A 14,582-nucleotide genomic window follows, 5' to 3' on the forward strand; every position below is an offset into this window, starting at 1 on the left:
GGATCAACCGCGCTGGTAGAGCAGGCGGGCGCGGATCGTGCCGTCGAGCGCGCGGATCTCGCGCAGGATGTCGCTCGCTTCGCTGCTGGTGACGCCGTCGGCCTCGATGACCGCGTAACCGACCTCGCCGTCGGTGTGATAGTTCTGCGCGGCGATGTTGACCTGGCGATTGGCGAAGACGTCGTTGAGGCGCCTGAGCATGCCCGGAACATTGCGCTGGACATGGATGAAGCGCGTGCCGACGGCCCGGGCCGGGATCTGCACCTGCGGGAAGTTGACCGCGCCCACCGTCGCGCCGACATCGGAATAATCGACGAGCTTGCGCGCCACCTCGGCGCCGATGCGCTCCTGCGCCTCCTCGGTCGAGCCGCCGATATGGGGCGTCAGGATGACGTTGGCGCAGCCTTGCAGCGGCGAGACGAAGCGTTCGGCGTTGGAGGCGGGCTCGACCGGGAAGACGTCGACCGCCGCGCCGGCGAGATGGCCGCTCTTCAGCGCGGCCGCCAGCGCGTCGAGATCGACGACCGTGCCGCGTGAATTGTTGATCAGGTAGCTGCCGCGATTCATCTGGGCGAGCTGCTCGGCGCCGATCATGCCGTGGGTCTGCGGCGTCTCGGGAACGTGCAGCGAGACGATGTCGGCCGAGCCGAGCAGTTCCGCCAGGCTGCCGACCGGCTCGGTGTTGCCGTGGCGCAGGCGGTCGGTGTGATCGTAATAGATCACGCGCATGCCCATCGCCTCGGCCAGCGTCGAGAGCTGGCTGCCGATATTGCCGTAGCCGACGATGCCGAGCGTCTTGCCGCGCACCTCGAAGGAACCCTCGGCCGACTTGTCCCAGCCGCCTTCATGGGCCGAGCGCGAACGATCGGGAATCCGGCGCAGCAGCATGACGATCTCGCCGATGGTCAATTCGGCGACGCTGCGGGTGTTGGAGAAGGGCGCGTTGAAGACCGGCACGCCCTGCTGGCGCGCGGCTTCCAGATCGACCTGGTTGGTGCCGACCGAGAAGCAGCCGACGGCGAAGAGCCGGTCGGCGGCGGCGAAGATCTCCGGCGTGAGCTGGGTGCGCGAGCGGATGCCGAGGACATGCACGCCCCGGATCTTCTCGATCAGCGCCGCCTTGTCGAGCGCCTTGGGCAGCCGCTCCAGATTGGAGTAGCCGGCCTGCGTCAGCAGCGCGACGGCGGAATCGTTGATGCCTTCCAGCAGCAGGACCTTGATGCGGTCCTTGGGAAGGGAGAGGCGTTCGCTGGCAGGGGTCATGGAATTCGCGCTCGTGAAGGAGCGGTTGCTATAGTCCTCGCCGGGCGCGAGGCCAACGCCTTAGAGGCTGTTATGAGCCATGGGATTGATTTGACGCAGGCGATTTTGCGCGAATGCACGAAGTTCGAGGACGCAAGCCTTCCGGCTTGCTACGAAGAACGACACGGCAGTCGCGCAAAATCGCCGCGCCCTGCGGGTGAGGTGAAAACGGCGGAGCTGCAGCGTCGCACCGCTTGCCGATACCGACGTATCGGCGGCGCGATGCTCCTCCCATCTCTGCCGTTTTGACCTCATCAAATCGACCCCATGGCTCATAACAGCCTCTGGATGCAACGCTGACGCGCGAAACGCCACAAGCGATGCAAAAACCTCATGCCTTCTCGATCACCAGCGTCGAGCCTTCGACGCGTACGACCTTGACCTCCGTGCCCGCCAGCAGCTCGGGGCCGATGATCCGCCAGGAGGAATCGCCGACGCGGACGCGCCCTTCGCCGCCGGTCATCGTTGCTTCCAGCCGGAAGACCTTGCCGATGAGCTGGCGGCCGCGGTCGTTGAGCCCGGTCGCCGCATCGGGCTCCTCGCCGCGGCGGCGGGTCAATAGCCGCCCGGCGGCGACGCTGGCGATGGCGAGGATCGCGAAGACGATCGAGGCCGCCTGCCAGCCGAGGCCGAAGATGCCGACGACCGCGCCAGTGACGAGCGCGGCGAGGCCGAGCCAGATTAGGAAGACGCCCGGCGCCAGGATCTCGCCGCCGATGAGGACGAGGCCGAGAATGGCCCAGAGCCAGCCATTATGGGTGAGGAGCCAGTCAGGCATGGCGACCTCAGCTATTCGCGCGCCCGGCCGGCGGAACCGAGCCCGAATTGCGCCGCGCCGCGACGGCGTCCTCGCCGAAGACGGCCTTGGTGAGCTGGGCGATGCCGCCGACCGTGCCGGCGAGCGAGGCCGCCTCGATCGGCACGATCACCACCTTGCTGTTGGGGCCGGTCGCGATGGCCTTCAGCGCATCGGTATAGCGCTCGGCGATCAGGAAGTTGGCGGCCTGGATGTCGCCCTTGCCGATCGCCTCCGAAACCATGGCGGTCGCCGCTGCTTCCGCCTGCGCCAGCCGCTCGCGCGCCTCGGCGTCGCGCAGCGCCGATTCCTTGCGGCCCTCGGCGGCGAGGATCTGCGACTGCTTCTGGCCCTCGGCCTTGAGGATCTCGGCCTGGCGCAGGCCTTCCGCTTCCAGGATCGCCGCGCGCTTCTCGCGCTCGGCCTTCATCTGCCGGTTCATCGCGCCGGCGATGTCGGCCGGCGGCAGAATGTCGCGGATCTCGATGCGCGTGACCTTGACGCCCCAGGGCGAGGCGGCGGCGTCCATCACGCGCAGCAGCCGCTCGTTGATCTCGTCGCGATGGGAGAGGAGCTGGTCGAGGTCCATCGAGCCGACGACGGTGCGGATATTGGTCATGGTCAGGACCATCAGCGCATCGTTGAGCGAGGACACCTCGTAGCAGGCCTTGGCCGCGTCGAGCACCTGGTAGAAGGCGGCGGCGTCGATGCGCACGCCGGCATTGTCCTTGGTGATCGCCTCCTGCGAGGGAATGTCGAGCACCTGCTCCATGACATTCACCTTGTGGCCGATGCGATCGATATAGGGGACGATCAGCCCGAGGCCGGCGCTCAGCGTGCGCGAATAGCGGCCGAAGCGCTCGACGGTGTAGTTGAAGCCCTGCGGGACGGTGCGGACGCCGCGCGCGATCGTCAGGATCACCAGCGCCACCACGACGATGACCGCAATATTGAAGCCCGACAGATCCATTCCGTTTCCCCCGCCGCGTTAGGCCTGCCCGTCTTTGCCGGCAGCGGCCCAAACTGGCGGTTGTGGCGGGCGGATGCAAGCGCGGGCGCAAACGTCTTCGCCCGCCCGCGTCGCCGCGTTCGGTGGTGGTGAGGGGCAGCGGAGCGCCGCGAGGCGCGGTTGGGTATCAGGCCGCTTCCGTTGAGCCAGGATGCGGCGCGGAAGGATTGAGCCACCTTCCGCACGCCCCGTGGCGCTCCGCTTATCGGCGTTCTTCAGTCTCCGGGCCGCGCTTATCGGGCCTGCGGCCATCCTTCGCCGCGAGCCCTTTCGACGCCAGTTCGGCTCAGCGCCTTGTCGCGCCTACTCGGGCATGGGACGAAGGCGTGATGCCATCGGCCGTTCCCAGCGAGCTCCTCGCACAGGGATCGTAATGTCCCCAGGGCGGTGCCCCGAAGCCTCCCGGGAGTGGATCGTGACTCCACCCGCAGGCGCCGACCTCATCCCCACCAACGGCACACCTCCGGATGGCTGCCCCTCGGGGATGAGGTGGTCCGAGGATAGGCGCGGCTTGCAAGGGCGGGGATAAGTTTGCAGGGAAAGTGCGACGGCCCCTTCCTTCTCCCGGGTGGGAGAAGGTGGCGCGGAGCGCCGGATGAGGGTGTGTGCTTTCCGCAGAAGGCGCGGCGGCCGCGTCGTGCCTTGGCGAGAAGCGGCGGTCCCTCACCCCTGCCCCTCTCCCATCCGGGAGAGGGGTTCCCCGCGCCTTGCATCGGAGCCGCGAACGCCACCGATGTCCTAGCTCTGTGCCGCTGCCGTGTCGCAGCGCTGGAGCAGGCGTGAGGCGGCGGTGACGCCGGCGAGCGAGAAGGTGTAGCTCGTGGCGTTGCCGCGGGCCGAGCGGGCTTCGAGCACCATGTCGCTGCCCGCGCGCATCGCCGCGAGAAGGGCGGGCTCACGCTCGACCTTCTCGAGCCAGGCGTTGTTGCCCTCGGTCAGCATGCGGAACTCCTCGTCGCCGATGGTGACGGTGACGGTCGAGTTCGTGGCGAAGCTGTAGCCCGTCTGGAAACTCGATTCCGTATTGGTGCCGTTATTTCCCGTCTGGACGAAGAAGAAGACCTCGCCGTGACGCAAGCCCGACGGATTCTCGGCCGTGGGGCTGCTCATGATGAAGCAACGGGTCGAATTGTCCTTGTCGTAGGCTGCCGCACTCCAGGCGTTGAACTGTCCGAGCGATTTGGCGGAAGCCGCTTCAGCACCCGTGCTCGTCAGCAAAGCCAGGCAGATTGCCGAAAGCGTTGTCTTGATCATCCGTTCATCTCCTTTCGCAGCGCGCAACTTGGAAAGAAGAGCCTTACCGAGGCGTAAACATGACCTCACGAATCCGTGCGTCCATCAGGCGCAGGCCCCGGCGCGAGCCGCCCGTTCGCTGAACCAAAACGACAATGCCCGGCCGGAGCCGGGCATGACGAAAGTGAAACCGGAAGCATTCTGCTTCAGACGTACTGGCCGTGGCAGTGCTTGTATTTCTTGCCCGAGCCGCAGGGGCAGGCCTCGTTGCGGCCGACCTTGCCCCAGGTCGAGGGATCGTCGGGGTTGCGGTCGAGCACCGCCGTGTCGTCGGCACCGAGCGCCGCGAACTGCACGCCGCCGCTGCCGCCATAGTCGCCGCCGAAACCGCCCACCGAGCCCGCATCCTGCACCTGCAGCGGGGCCTGCTCCTCGGGCTGATCGAAGCGGACCTCGACGCGCGAGAGATGGCCGGTGACCTGCTGGCGGAGCTGCCCGATCAGCCCGTCGAAGAGCTCGAAGGCCTCCTGCTTGTATTCCTGCAGCGGGTCGCGCTGGGCATAGCCGCGCCAGCCGATGACCTGCCTGAGATGGTCGAGGGTGACGAGATGCTCGCGCCAGAGATGGTCGAGCGTCTGCAGGAGCACCTGCTTCTCGACATAGGTCATGACCTCTTCGGTGTTGCGCGCGATGCGGGCGGCATAGTCCTCGTCGGAGAGCTTGCGGATGCGCTCGCGCAATTCGGTGTCGGCGATGCCCTCCTCCTTGGCCCAGTCCTCGATCGGCAGATCGAGGTTGAGGTACTGCACCACCTCCTGCTTGAGGCCGGCGGTGTCCCACTGCTCGGGATAGGCCTCCTCGGGGATGTGGCGGGCGACGAGGTCCTCGGCGACGCCCTGGCGCATGTCGTCGATGGTTTCGCGCACGCTCGGCTGCTTCATGAAGTCGCGGCGCTGCTCGAAGACGACCTTGCGCTGGTCGTTCATGACGTCGTCGTATTTCAGGATGTTCTTGCGGATGTCGAAGTTGCGCGCCTCGACCTTGCCCTGCGCCTTCTCGACCGCCTTGTTGATCCAGGGGTGGACGATCGCCTCGTCCTCCTTGAGGCCGAGCTTCTGCAGCATGCCGTCCATCCGGTCGGAGCCGAAGATGCGCATCAGGTCGTCCTGCAGCGACAGGAAGAATTTCGAGCGGCCGGGATCGCCCTGGCGGCCGGCGCGGCCGCGCAGCTGGTTGTCGATGCGGCGGCTCTCGTGGCGCTCGGTGCCGACGATGTAGAGCCCGCCCGATTTCAGCACGCGCTGCTTGAAATCGGCGACCTCGGCGCGGATGGCGGCGGCCTTCGCGTCACGCTCCGGACCCGGCTCGATACCGGCGAGGTCGTGGGCGATGCGCATCTCGGCATTGCCGCCGAGCTGGATGTCGGTGCCGCGGCCGGCCATGTTGGTGGCGATGGTGATGGCGCCGGGCACGCCGGCCTGGGCGACGATATAGGCTTCCTGCTCGTGGAAGCGGGCGTTCAGCACGGCGAAGGCCTTGACGGTCTCGCCCTTGCGGGCGGCGGCGTAGACCGGCTCCAGCGCGGTGGGATCGGTGAAGTCGATGAGCTTGTAGCCCGCCTTCTCCAGCATCTCGGCGATAAGTTCCGAGCGCTCGATCGAGGTGGTGCCGACGAGCACCGGCTGGCCGTTCTCCTGCGCCTGCTTGATCTCGCGGATGACGCCGCGGACCTTCTCCTCGAAGGTGCGATAGACCTCGTCGTCCTCGTCCTTGCGGGAGATCGGGAGGTTGGTCGGGATCTCGACGACCTCGAGCTTGTAGATCTGGAAGAACTCGTCCGCTTCGGTCGCGGCCGTGCCGGTCATGCCGGCGAGCTTCCTGTAGAGGCGGAAATAGTTCTGGAAGGTGATCGAGGCGAGCGTCGCGTTCTCGGGCTGGACGGTGACGTGCTCCTTGGCCTCGAGCGCCTGATGGAGCCCTTCCGAATAGCGCCGGCCCGGCATCATGCGGCCGGTGAACTCGTCGATGATCACGACCTCGTCGTTGCGGACGATGTAGTCCTTGTCGCGGGTGAAGAGGGCGTGGGCCCTCAGCGCCTGGTTGACGTGGTGGACGATGGTGATGTTGTGGGCGTCGTAGAGGTCGCCCTCGGTCAGGATGCCGGCCTGCCGCAGCAACTCCTCGATATGCTCGTTGCCGGCTTCGGTCAGCGCTACCGTGCGCTGCTTCTCGTCGACCTCGTAATCGGTCGGGACGAGGCCGGGCAGCACCTTGTCGATCGAAACATAAAGGTCCGACTTGTCGTCGAGCGGGCCGGAGATGATCAGCGGCGTACGGGCTTCGTCGACCAGGATCGAGTCGACCTCGTCGACGATGGCGAAGTGGTGGCCGCGCTGGCTCATCTGCGCGACATCGTACTTCATGTTGTCGCGGAGGTAGTCGAAGCCGAATTCGTTGTTGGTGCCGTAGGTGATGTCGCAGGCATAGGCGCGCTGGCGCTCCTCGTCGTCGAGGCCGTGGACGATGGTGCCGACGGTCAGGCCGAGGAAGTTGTAGAGCTTCGCCATCCACTCGGCGTCGCGCCGGGCGAGGTAGTCGTTGACGGTGACGACATGGACGCCCTTGCCTTCGAGGGCGTTGAGATAGGTCGGGAGCGTCGCGACCAGCGTCTTGCCCTCGCCGGTCTTCATCTCGGCGATGGCGCCCTCGTGCAGCACCATGCCGCCGACGAGCTGGACGTCGTAGGGGCGCTGGCCGAGCACGCGCTTGGCCGCCTCGCGCACCGTGGCGAAGGCCGGCACCAGCAGGTCGTCGAGCTTGGCGCCATTGGCGAGCTGCTGCCGGAATTCGTCGGTACGGGCCTTGAGCGCCTCGTCGCTCAGCGCGGCGATGTCGTTCTCCAGGGCGTTGATCGCCGCGACGCGGGGCTGGTAGCCCTTGACGCGGCGGTCATTCGACGAGCCGAAGATCTTCTTTGCGAGCGCGCCAAGCATGTTGGGCCTTTCAGGTGATGTCTCGGTCCACCGGCCGGCGCGGCCCCTCGGGTTTCGCGCCCGGGCCGGCAGGCCGCGGTATTCTCGAATTGCGACCGCGTGTTTAGACGCGTGCGCGGGCATGGTCCAGCATGCGTTTCGTCCAAGAGCGGGCAAAACGGCAAGAGATTTCCCGACCATGTGGGGTTTTGCCCGGCCGCTTCCAAGGGCGTCGGCCGCGCGGAAGGCATGGCCGCGAGCGGCGCGGCGCCGCTTGCCTCCGGATGATGCGCGATCCGCGCCGGGAACCCCCTGAACCGCCTTGCCTTTGCCGCGTTCAACTGGCAGTGCAGCGCCAGGTCGCGTCTTCGGCTCTCTATGGGAAAGGCCGTTTTCATGAAATCCACCCGTCTCATCGCCGCTCTCGGCTTCGCGCTGCTGGCGGGACCGGCTTTTGCCCAGGCCGACAAGGTCGTCGCCAAGGTCGACGGCATCCCGATCACGGAGCAGGAGGTCCAGCTCGCGACGGAGGATCTCGGCGAGCGCCTCGCCCAGCTCCCCGAAGACCGCAAGCGCGACGAGGTCATCAACTATCTCGTCGACCTCAAGCTCGGCGCCAAGGCCGCGGCCGAGGCCAAGGTCGCCGATACGCCGGAATTCGCCGCGCGCCTCGGCTATTACCGCGAGAAGGTGATGCTCGATCAGTATCTCTCCGGCGTCGGCAAGAAGGCCGTGACCCCGGAAGCCGCCAAGAAGCTCTATGACGACACCACCAAGGCGATGGCCCCCGAGGAGGAGGCGCATGCCCGCCACATCCTCGTCGAGACCGAGGACCAGGCCAAGGCGGTCGAGGAGCGGCTGAAGAAGGGCGAGGATTTCGCCAAGGTCGCCGCCGACGTCTCGAAGGATCCGGGCTCGGGCAAGGAGGGCGGCGATCTCGGCTGGTTCACCAAGGACCGCATGGTGCCGGAATTCGCCGAGGCCGCCTTCAAGCTCAACAAGGGCGAGGTCTCAGTGCCGGTGAAGAGCCAGTTCGGCTGGCACGTCATCAAGCTCGAGGACAAGCGCTCGAAGCCGCTGCCGGACTTCGCCGCGGTGAAGCCGCAGATCGACCAGTATCTCGAGCGCAAGGCCCAGCAGGACACCGTGCTGGCGCTGCGCGAGAAGGCCAAGGTCGAGCGCCTCGACAAGCCGGCTCCGCCGGCTGCCCCGGCTCCGGACGCTGCCAAGCCGGCCGAGCCGAAGAAGAACTGAGCGTTTCGCGCCCGACTACGCGATTTTGGAGGGCGGCCCTTGCGGCCGCCCTTCTTGTTTTCGTCATCGGCCTGCGGCAGAGGGACTCTCGAACGAGACGCACTGCCCGGCGAGCGGACGATTCGCCGGTCTTCGAGCAGTGTCCCGCAGGAGGAAGCCCGATGGCCGGCAAGGATGTCCCCGTTTCCCCGCTCGCGCCGAAGCGCCAGCCCAAGGTTCCGCCGGTTCCGGGCGTGCGCTTCGCGACCGCCGAGGCCGGCATCCGCTACAAGGGCCGCCAGGATGTCTGGTTCGCGCTGCTCGATCAGGGCACGCAGGTCGCCGGCGTCTTCACCCGCTCGAAATGCCCGTCCGCCCCGGTCGACTGGTGTCGCGAGAACCTGAAGCAGGGCTCCGCCCGCGCCATCGTCGTCAATTCCGGCAACGCCAACGCCTTCACCGGCCTGAAGGGGCGTGACTCGGTCAAGCTGACGGCCGAGATCGCCGCCAAGGCCGCCGGCTGCCAGCCGCAGGAGGTCTTCATCGCCTCGACCGGCGTGATCGGCGAGCCGCTCGACGCGACCAAGTTCAAGGGCGTGCTCGACGATTGCGCCAAGCGCGCCGCGGACGGCCCCTGGATCGACGCCGCCAAGGCGATCATGACCACCGACACCTTCCCGAAGGCTCTGACCCGCAAGGCCAAGATCGACGGCAAGGAGGTCGTGATCGCCGGCATCGCCAAGGGCGCCGGCATGATCGCGCCGGACATGGCGACGATGCTCTCCTTCGTCTTCACCGATGCGCCGATCGCCGCCCCCGTGCTGCAGGCGCTGCTGTCGAAGGGCGTGAAGGGCTCGTTCAACGCCGTCACCGTCGACAGCGACACCTCGACCTCGGACACGCTGATGCTCTTCGCCACCGGCAAGGCGGCGGCGCGCGGCGTGCCGGAGATCACCGAGGTCAATGATGCCCGGCTCTCGGGCTTCAAGCGGGCGCTGAACTCCATCCTGCTCGAGCTCGCCCATCTCGTCTGCAAGGACGGCGAGGGCGCGCGGAAATTCGTCGAGGTGCGCGTCAGCGGCGCGGCCTCGGCCCGCTCGGCCAAGCGCGTCGCGCTCTCGATCGCCAACTCCCCGCTGGTCAAGACCGCGATCGCCGGCGAGGACGCCAATTGGGGCCGCGTCGTCATGGCGGTCGGCAAGGCCGGCGAGCCGGCCGATCGCGACAGGCTCGACATCGGCTTCGGCGACATCGTCGTGGCGAAGCAGGGCGCCCGCGCCCCGTCCTATGACGAGCAGGCCGTGTCGAACTACATGAAGGGCGATACGATCGTCATCACCGCCGATCTCGGCATCGGGCGCGGCAAGGCCACGGTCTGGACCTGCGACCTGACCAAGGCCTATGTCGAGATCAATGGCGATTACCGCTCCTGAGCGGCCGCTTCCGGCCGATCCAAGCCGCAGCTTCATCGCCGTCAACCTGCTGATCTGCTCCCTGCTCTGGGGATCGAGCTACCTGTTCATCAAGTTGATGAGCGGGGAGGTTTCGGCGCTGGCGATCGCCGCCAGCCGGGGCTTGCTCGGCGCCGCCGTGCTGTCGTTGTGGAGCCTGGGCCGCGGGCGCAGCCCGCTGCCGCGCCGGGCCGAGATTCTGCCCTGGATCATGCTCGGCACCACCAATGGCTGGCTGCCGAACGTGCTCGTCGGCTATGCGCTGATCCAGCTCGCCAGCGGCCCGGCGGCGATGATCCAGGCGGCGGGCCCGCTCGTCACCGCGCTCGTCGCGCATCTCGTCTTCGCCGAGGAGAGGCTGAGCCGGCGCAGGCTCGGCGGCATCCTGCTCGGCATGGCCGGGGTCGCGCTGCTGATCGGCCCGCGCCTGTTCGAGGGCGGCGGCACGGCGCTCAGCGTCGTCGCGATGATCGGCGCGACATTGAGCTACGCCGTCGCGAACCTCTATGTCCGGACGGTCCCGGCCGCGATCGGGGATCCGGCCCGGCTGGCGCTCGGTCAGCAGATGTTCTCCGGCGTGATCGCGACGGGGCTGACGCTCGCCATCCTGGGCCCCTCGGCCTTCCTGCCGCTCGGCTCGCATCTGCCGGTGATGCTGGCGCTCGGCATCTTCGCCACGGCGATCCCGGTCACGGTGTTCATGCGGTTGATCCGGGCGGCGGGGCCGACCCGGGCGGCGATGACCGGCTATCTTGTGCCGACGGTGGCGGTGATCCTCGGCGTCGTCGTCCTGCGCGAGGCTTTGGAGTTGCGGCAGGTTCTCGGTGGCTGCATCATCCTGGCCGGCGTCTTCCTGGTCACGACGGCGCCGCGCAAGCTGGGGGCTGCATGAGGATCGGGCTATTCGCGGCGGCGGCGCTGGCCGCAGCCATCATGGCCGGTTGCGTCGAACGCAAGCCGGCGACGGCGGCCTTCTCGACCGAGGAGGCCGCCTTCATCAAGCAGAGCGGCAACGGGGTCATCGTCGGCCACGCCTTCCGCACCAGGCCGAGCGGCACGGTGGTCAACGCTGCCGGGCAGGTGGTGCGCCTGATCCCGGCGACGGCCTTCGCCCGCGAGCGCTTCGCCAATTTCTACGGCAAGGGCAAATATGTTCCGCACCGCGCCTACCCGGCCGATGACGCGGTCGATCCCGCCTATAGCGAATACACCCGCACCACCAAGGCGGAGGCCAATGGCCGCTTCAGCTTCGACAAGGTGGCGCCCGGCAGCTATTTCGTCAGCACTCAGGTGATCTGGGGCGACGAGGACGCCTTCTCGCGCGAGGGCGGCTCGGTCTATGACAGCGTCACGCTGACGGGCAAGGAAACCGAGCCCGTCCAGGTCATCCTCTCCGGCAACTGAGTCCTGTCCCCGTGAAACTGCTTCTCGTCGTCGCCTGCGCGCTGATCGATGCCGACAACCGCATCCTCGTCACCCAGCGACCGGAGGGCAAGGCGCTCGCCGGGCTCTGGGAGTTCCCCGGCGGCAAGTTGGAGCCGGGCGAGCGGCCGGAGCCGGCGCTGATCCGCGAGCTGCACGAGGAGCTCGGCATCACCGTGAAGGAGGAGTGCCTCGCGCCGCTGACCTTCGCCAGCTATGCCTATCCCGAATTCCATCTGCTGATGCCGCTCTATGTCTGCCGACGCTGGGAGGGCTCGCCCGCCTCGCGGGAGGCGCAGGCGCTGAAATGGGTTCGCCCCGGCAAGCTGCGCGATCTCGCCATGCCGCCGGCCGACGAACCGCTGATTCCGCCGCTGGTCGACCTGCTCGGAGCGTAAGCCCCGCTCAATGCACGGCCGGCAGGCCGAGCGCCTCCCAGCGATCTCGCGGGATGGGATCGCCGACATGGAAGGCGAAGGCGGTGACGCGCTTCAGATCGGGAGAGAGCGTGCAGGCGAAGCGCAGCCCATACCAGCGCTGCCCGCTGCGGAAGGCGGCCCCCTCGGCGGTCAGGACCTGGCCTGAAAGCTTGGTGCCCGCCAGGGCATAGGCAGTGACGCGGTCGGGCTCGAAACTGCGCTGCCAGTCATGGATCTGCCCCATCGCTTCCAAACCGCAGAGCTGCTCGACCCGCTCGTCGGGGGCGAGGCGCGGCAGCATGGCGAGGGCGTCGCGGCTGCGCGGATCGGCCAGCACACGCTGCGAGAGCATGCGCGGCGGGTGGACCATCCCGTCCGCCGCGACCGGGGCGGGAGGGCTCGGTGCCGGCGCGGCAGGGGTTGCGGGAGCAGGCGGGGCGGCGAGCGGCGGCGCGATGTCCGGGACAGGCGCGGTCGGGGCGGGCGGTGCCGGCGGTTGCGGCCGGGTCAGCGCCTCGAATTGCTCGGATGTCTGCAACTCGACCTCGACGCTCTGCTCGGCGATGGGGGCGATGTCGAATTGCTGGATCGCGACTGAAGCGAGCCAGGCGATCAGCGCGGCATGCAGGATCGCGGCAGCCGGCAGTCCCGGCGCCAGCGTCGCAGCTCGTGACCGAGGCGCCGATGGCATGGTTCAGGGCAGGGCCTTGCCGCGGGCAGATGTGCCGCGAACAGAATCGCCCGGTCGGAATATCGCCATCATCCGGTTTCGCGCCTCGCCCTTCGCCGGGGAACAGCCGCGATCAAGCCGGCATTTTTGTGTCGACCTCGGCCGGAACGGGTTCCGCCTCGTCGCGGCCGAGCTGAAAGCGCTCAAAACGCTGCAACTCCTCCTCGATGGCGGTCTTGAGGGCGGGCGCCTCGAAGCCATCGAGCCAGGTCCAGCGTTGTATCAGGAGCTTGCCGGCGGCGCGATCGGTCTTGAGGTCGAGCACGGCGACGATCCGGTCCCCTGCCAGCACCGGCAGGCCGAAATAGCCGTAGACGCGGTTCTCGGGGCGCAGATAGGCCTCGAAGACATGGGCGTAGTCGAAGAACAGCTTCGCGCGCTTGCGCTGGATCACCAGGGGGTCGAAGGGCGAGAGAATATGGATCAGGTCGGGCTCCGGCGGCTCCGGCACCGTCTCCAGCGCTTCCGGCGCCGCCCAGTGGACCTGCTTGCCGGCGCCCTCGATCGCGACGGGCACGAGCTCCTTGCGCCTGACCCGGCCGGCGATCTGCGCGGCCACCGCCTTCTTGCTGGGCGCGTCGAGATGGCAGGCGGAATCGAGGCTGACGAGCCCCTGCGCCCTCAGCGCCCGGTCGAGCTTGTAGGCGGCAACCTGCCGCTCGCTCGCCGGCGTCGGCCGCTTCTCCCACTGGAAATGCCGGTCGAACAATTCATAGGTCTTCACCATGCCGGTGCGGGCGGAGATCACCAGCTCGCCATCGTAGAAGGCGCGCTCCAGCAGGCCCTTCGAGGGCTTCTTGCTGGCCCAGAGATGGGCCTTCTCGATCAGCTCCTCCTCGATGTCGCGGATGGAGAGGGCGCCGTCCCGGCGGATGCGGCGCAGCAGCTTGCGGGTTTCCTCGCGGGAGCCGACGGCCGACCAGCGCTTCGGCTCCTCGCGATGCGCCTTCATCTCCGGCAGGACATAGCGGATGTCGCGGGTGGGGACATAGGAGAGCGCATGCGTCCAGTATTCGAAGACGCTCTTCTCGACCGATTGCGCCTGGGCGAGGTCGCTGCGGCGATAAGCGGGGATGCGGGCGTAGAGGATATGATGGTGGCAGCGCTCGATCACGTTGATCGTGTCGATCTGGACATAGCCGAGATGCTCGACGGCGGCCCGCGTCGCTTCGGGGCCCGAGCCGAAGGGTGCGCGCCGGTCGAGCCGCTGGGCCGCGAGCCAGATACGGCGGGCCTGTTCGGCGGAGAGGGCGAGCGGCTTGCGGGGGCGAGGCGGCATGGATGCAAGCTAGCCACCGCGCCGGCGCTTCGTAAGAGGGCGCGGGCTTCTCCGCTGACAGCGGCTGGCGGGAGCCGCATGGCGGATCCTCGAGCAGCCGCGACGCCGGGCCTCAGGGCGCGACGATCAGGGCCCAGTAGACCTGGTACTTGGAGCCCGGCGCATAGGCCGTGGCGATGCCCATGCGCTTCGCCTTCGCGTCCTTCATGACGCGGTCGTGCTGGGGCGAGTCGCGCCAGCCGGAGAAGGCCTCCGCCAGACGCCGGTAGCCGGCCGAGAGATTGGCCTCGGCGCCGGGCACGCCCTCCTTGGCGAGCCGTGCCTTCACCGCATCGGCCTGCGCCGGCTTGTCGGAGCGGGCCATCGCCTCGGCCTCGCGCTGGGCCGCCTCGTCGAGGGAGGGGTCGAGCGCCAGCGTGCCGAGGCCGGCGTTCATGCGGTAGGCCGAGATCATGGCGCGGGCCTGCTCGGCATCGACCTTGGCCGAGGTCGAGCCGAGGTCGCGATAGAAGGCGGGCTGGGCCTGGCGCTGCGGCTCCGTGCAGCCGGCGACGCCGAGCAGGGCGAGCGCGCCGGCGATGGCGGCGGGGCAGGTCATGGCGCGCTGGCCCGCGAGGCGGCGCAGGAGGCTGCGGCCATTCCGCGATCCCCCGAAGTGCGGAATGGCCTCAGTTCCTTGTTCCGGCGCATGGTCTCGACGCAAACCAGTGTCCACTTCGCTCGCAAATGCTTTGGG

Annotated in this window: 13 protein-coding genes; 5 read left to right on the forward strand and 8 right to left on the reverse strand. The window is 68.0% G+C overall.

Translation table 11 applies throughout. The features are described from left to right. Positions 1 to 3 precede the first annotated feature (3 nt). From serA to secA, 5 genes are all read right to left on the reverse strand, one after another. Positions 4 to 1,263, reverse strand: coding sequence for a phosphoglycerate dehydrogenase (gene serA / locus GGC47_RS21370; protein ID WP_142022826.1), 1,260 nt, complete (start codon positions 1,261 to 1,263; stop codon positions 4 to 6). A gap of 370 nt (positions 1,264 to 1,633) precedes the next feature. Then, complete coding sequence (locus GGC47_RS21375) at positions 1,634 to 2,080, reverse strand: NfeD family protein (protein ID WP_038362835.1); 447 nt, start codon at positions 2,078 to 2,080, stop codon at positions 1,634 to 1,636. A 7-nt stretch (positions 2,081 to 2,087) separates the two neighbouring features. After that, positions 2,088 to 3,068, reverse strand: a complete 981-nt coding sequence (locus GGC47_RS21380) for an SPFH domain-containing protein (RefSeq protein WP_038362837.1) — start codon at positions 3,066 to 3,068, stop codon at positions 2,088 to 2,090. A 777-nt stretch (positions 3,069 to 3,845) separates the two neighbouring features. Continuing rightward, entirely contained in the window at positions 3,846 to 4,361 is a 516-nt protein-coding gene (locus GGC47_RS21385; protein WP_038362839.1) for an invasion associated locus B family protein, read from the reverse strand. Between the two features lie 185 nt (positions 4,362 to 4,546). Then, on the reverse strand, positions 4,547 to 7,333 hold the full coding sequence (secA, locus tag GGC47_RS21390) for a preprotein translocase subunit SecA (RefSeq protein ID WP_142022827.1): 2,787 nt from the start codon (positions 7,331 to 7,333) through the stop codon (positions 4,547 to 4,549). A gap of 375 nt (positions 7,334 to 7,708) precedes the next feature. On the opposite strand from secA, the gene GGC47_RS21395 reads away from it, so the two are divergent. From GGC47_RS21395 to mutT, 5 genes are all read left to right on the forward strand, one after another. Then, on the forward strand, positions 7,709 to 8,566 hold the full coding sequence (locus GGC47_RS21395; protein WP_429068668.1) for a peptidylprolyl isomerase: 858 nt from the start codon (positions 7,709 to 7,711) through the stop codon (positions 8,564 to 8,566). 161 nt (positions 8,567 to 8,727) lie between these two features. Beyond that, positions 8,728 to 9,978: a bifunctional glutamate N-acetyltransferase/amino-acid acetyltransferase ArgJ gene (argJ, locus tag GGC47_RS21400; protein ID WP_038362842.1), complete on the forward strand. Its 1,251-nt coding sequence runs from the start codon at positions 8,728 to 8,730 to the stop codon at positions 9,976 to 9,978. Continuing rightward, positions 9,959 to 10,888 (forward strand): DMT family transporter, encoded by a 930-nt coding sequence (locus tag GGC47_RS21405; RefSeq protein ID WP_185748011.1) that lies wholly within the window; start codon positions 9,959 to 9,961, stop codon positions 10,886 to 10,888. Before argJ ends, GGC47_RS21405 begins: the two co-directional genes overlap by 20 nt. Beyond that, positions 10,885 to 11,400, forward strand: coding sequence for a carboxypeptidase regulatory-like domain-containing protein (locus GGC47_RS21410; RefSeq protein WP_429068669.1), 516 nt, complete (start codon positions 10,885 to 10,887; stop codon positions 11,398 to 11,400). The genes GGC47_RS21405 and GGC47_RS21410 overlap by 4 nt, the downstream gene beginning before the upstream one ends. A gap of 11 nt (positions 11,401 to 11,411) precedes the next feature. Next, positions 11,412 to 11,816 (forward strand): 8-oxo-dGTP diphosphatase MutT, encoded by a 405-nt coding sequence (mutT, locus tag GGC47_RS21415; RefSeq protein ID WP_185748012.1) that lies wholly within the window; start codon positions 11,412 to 11,414, stop codon positions 11,814 to 11,816. Positions 11,817 to 11,823: 7 nt separating this feature from the next. Here mutT and GGC47_RS21420 read toward each other — a convergent pair whose 3' ends face one another. The 3 genes from GGC47_RS21420 to GGC47_RS21430 all read right to left on the reverse strand — a co-directional run bounded on the left by GGC47_RS21420 (position 11,824) and on the right by GGC47_RS21430 (position 14,444). Next, positions 11,824 to 12,528 (reverse strand): DUF930 domain-containing protein, encoded by a 705-nt coding sequence (locus tag GGC47_RS21420; RefSeq protein ID WP_370955624.1) that lies wholly within the window; start codon positions 12,526 to 12,528, stop codon positions 11,824 to 11,826. A 112-nt stretch (positions 12,529 to 12,640) separates the two neighbouring features. Then, on the reverse strand, positions 12,641 to 13,846 hold the full coding sequence (locus tag GGC47_RS21425; RefSeq protein WP_142022830.1) for a winged helix-turn-helix domain-containing protein: 1,206 nt from the start codon (positions 13,844 to 13,846) through the stop codon (positions 12,641 to 12,643). Between the two features lie 112 nt (positions 13,847 to 13,958). Further along, on the reverse strand, positions 13,959 to 14,444 hold the full coding sequence (locus tag GGC47_RS21430) for a CAP domain-containing protein (protein ID WP_038362846.1): 486 nt from the start codon (positions 14,442 to 14,444) through the stop codon (positions 13,959 to 13,961). Between the last annotated feature and the right edge of the window lie 138 nt (positions 14,445 to 14,582).

The sequence above is a fragment of the Allobosea sp. OAE752 genome (assembly GCF_050433265.1).
GTDB lineage: Bacteria > Pseudomonadota > Alphaproteobacteria > Rhizobiales > Beijerinckiaceae > Allobosea > Allobosea spartocytisi.

Bases quoted from the DNA above. Each gene is read 5' to 3' on its own strand.
- GGC47_RS21425 (WP_142022830.1), bottom strand. From the start codon at position 13,846: ATGCCGCCTCGCCCCCGCAAGCCGCTCGCCCTCTCCGCCGAACAGGCC.
- GGC47_RS21430 (WP_038362846.1), bottom strand. From the start codon at position 14,444: ATGACCTGCCCCGCCGCCATCGCCGGCGCGCTCGCCCTGCTCGGCGTC.
- GGC47_RS21375 (WP_038362835.1), bottom strand. From the start codon at position 2,080: ATGCCTGACTGGCTCCTCACCCATAATGGCTGGCTCTGGGCCATTCTC.
- GGC47_RS21410 (WP_429068669.1), top strand. From the start codon at position 10,885: ATGAGGATCGGGCTATTCGCGGCGGCGGCGCTGGCCGCAGCCATCATG.
- GGC47_RS21395 (WP_429068668.1), top strand. From the start codon at position 7,709: ATGAAATCCACCCGTCTCATCGCCGCTCTCGGCTTCGCGCTGCTGGCG.
- GGC47_RS21405 (WP_185748011.1), top strand. From the start codon at position 9,959: ATGGCGATTACCGCTCCTGAGCGGCCGCTTCCGGCCGATCCAAGCCGC.
- GGC47_RS21380 (WP_038362837.1), bottom strand. From the start codon at position 3,068: ATGGATCTGTCGGGCTTCAATATTGCGGTCATCGTCGTGGTGGCGCTG.
- GGC47_RS21420 (WP_370955624.1), bottom strand. From the start codon at position 12,528: ATGCCATCGGCGCCTCGGTCACGAGCTGCGACGCTGGCGCCGGGACTG.
- secA (WP_142022827.1), bottom strand. From the start codon at position 7,333: ATGCTTGGCGCGCTCGCAAAGAAGATCTTCGGCTCGTCGAATGACCGC.
- GGC47_RS21385 (WP_038362839.1), bottom strand. From the start codon at position 4,361: ATGATCAAGACAACGCTTTCGGCAATCTGCCTGGCTTTGCTGACGAGC.
- argJ (WP_038362842.1), top strand. From the start codon at position 8,728: ATGGCCGGCAAGGATGTCCCCGTTTCCCCGCTCGCGCCGAAGCGCCAG.
- serA (WP_142022826.1), bottom strand. From the start codon at position 1,263: ATGACCCCTGCCAGCGAACGCCTCTCCCTTCCCAAGGACCGCATCAAG.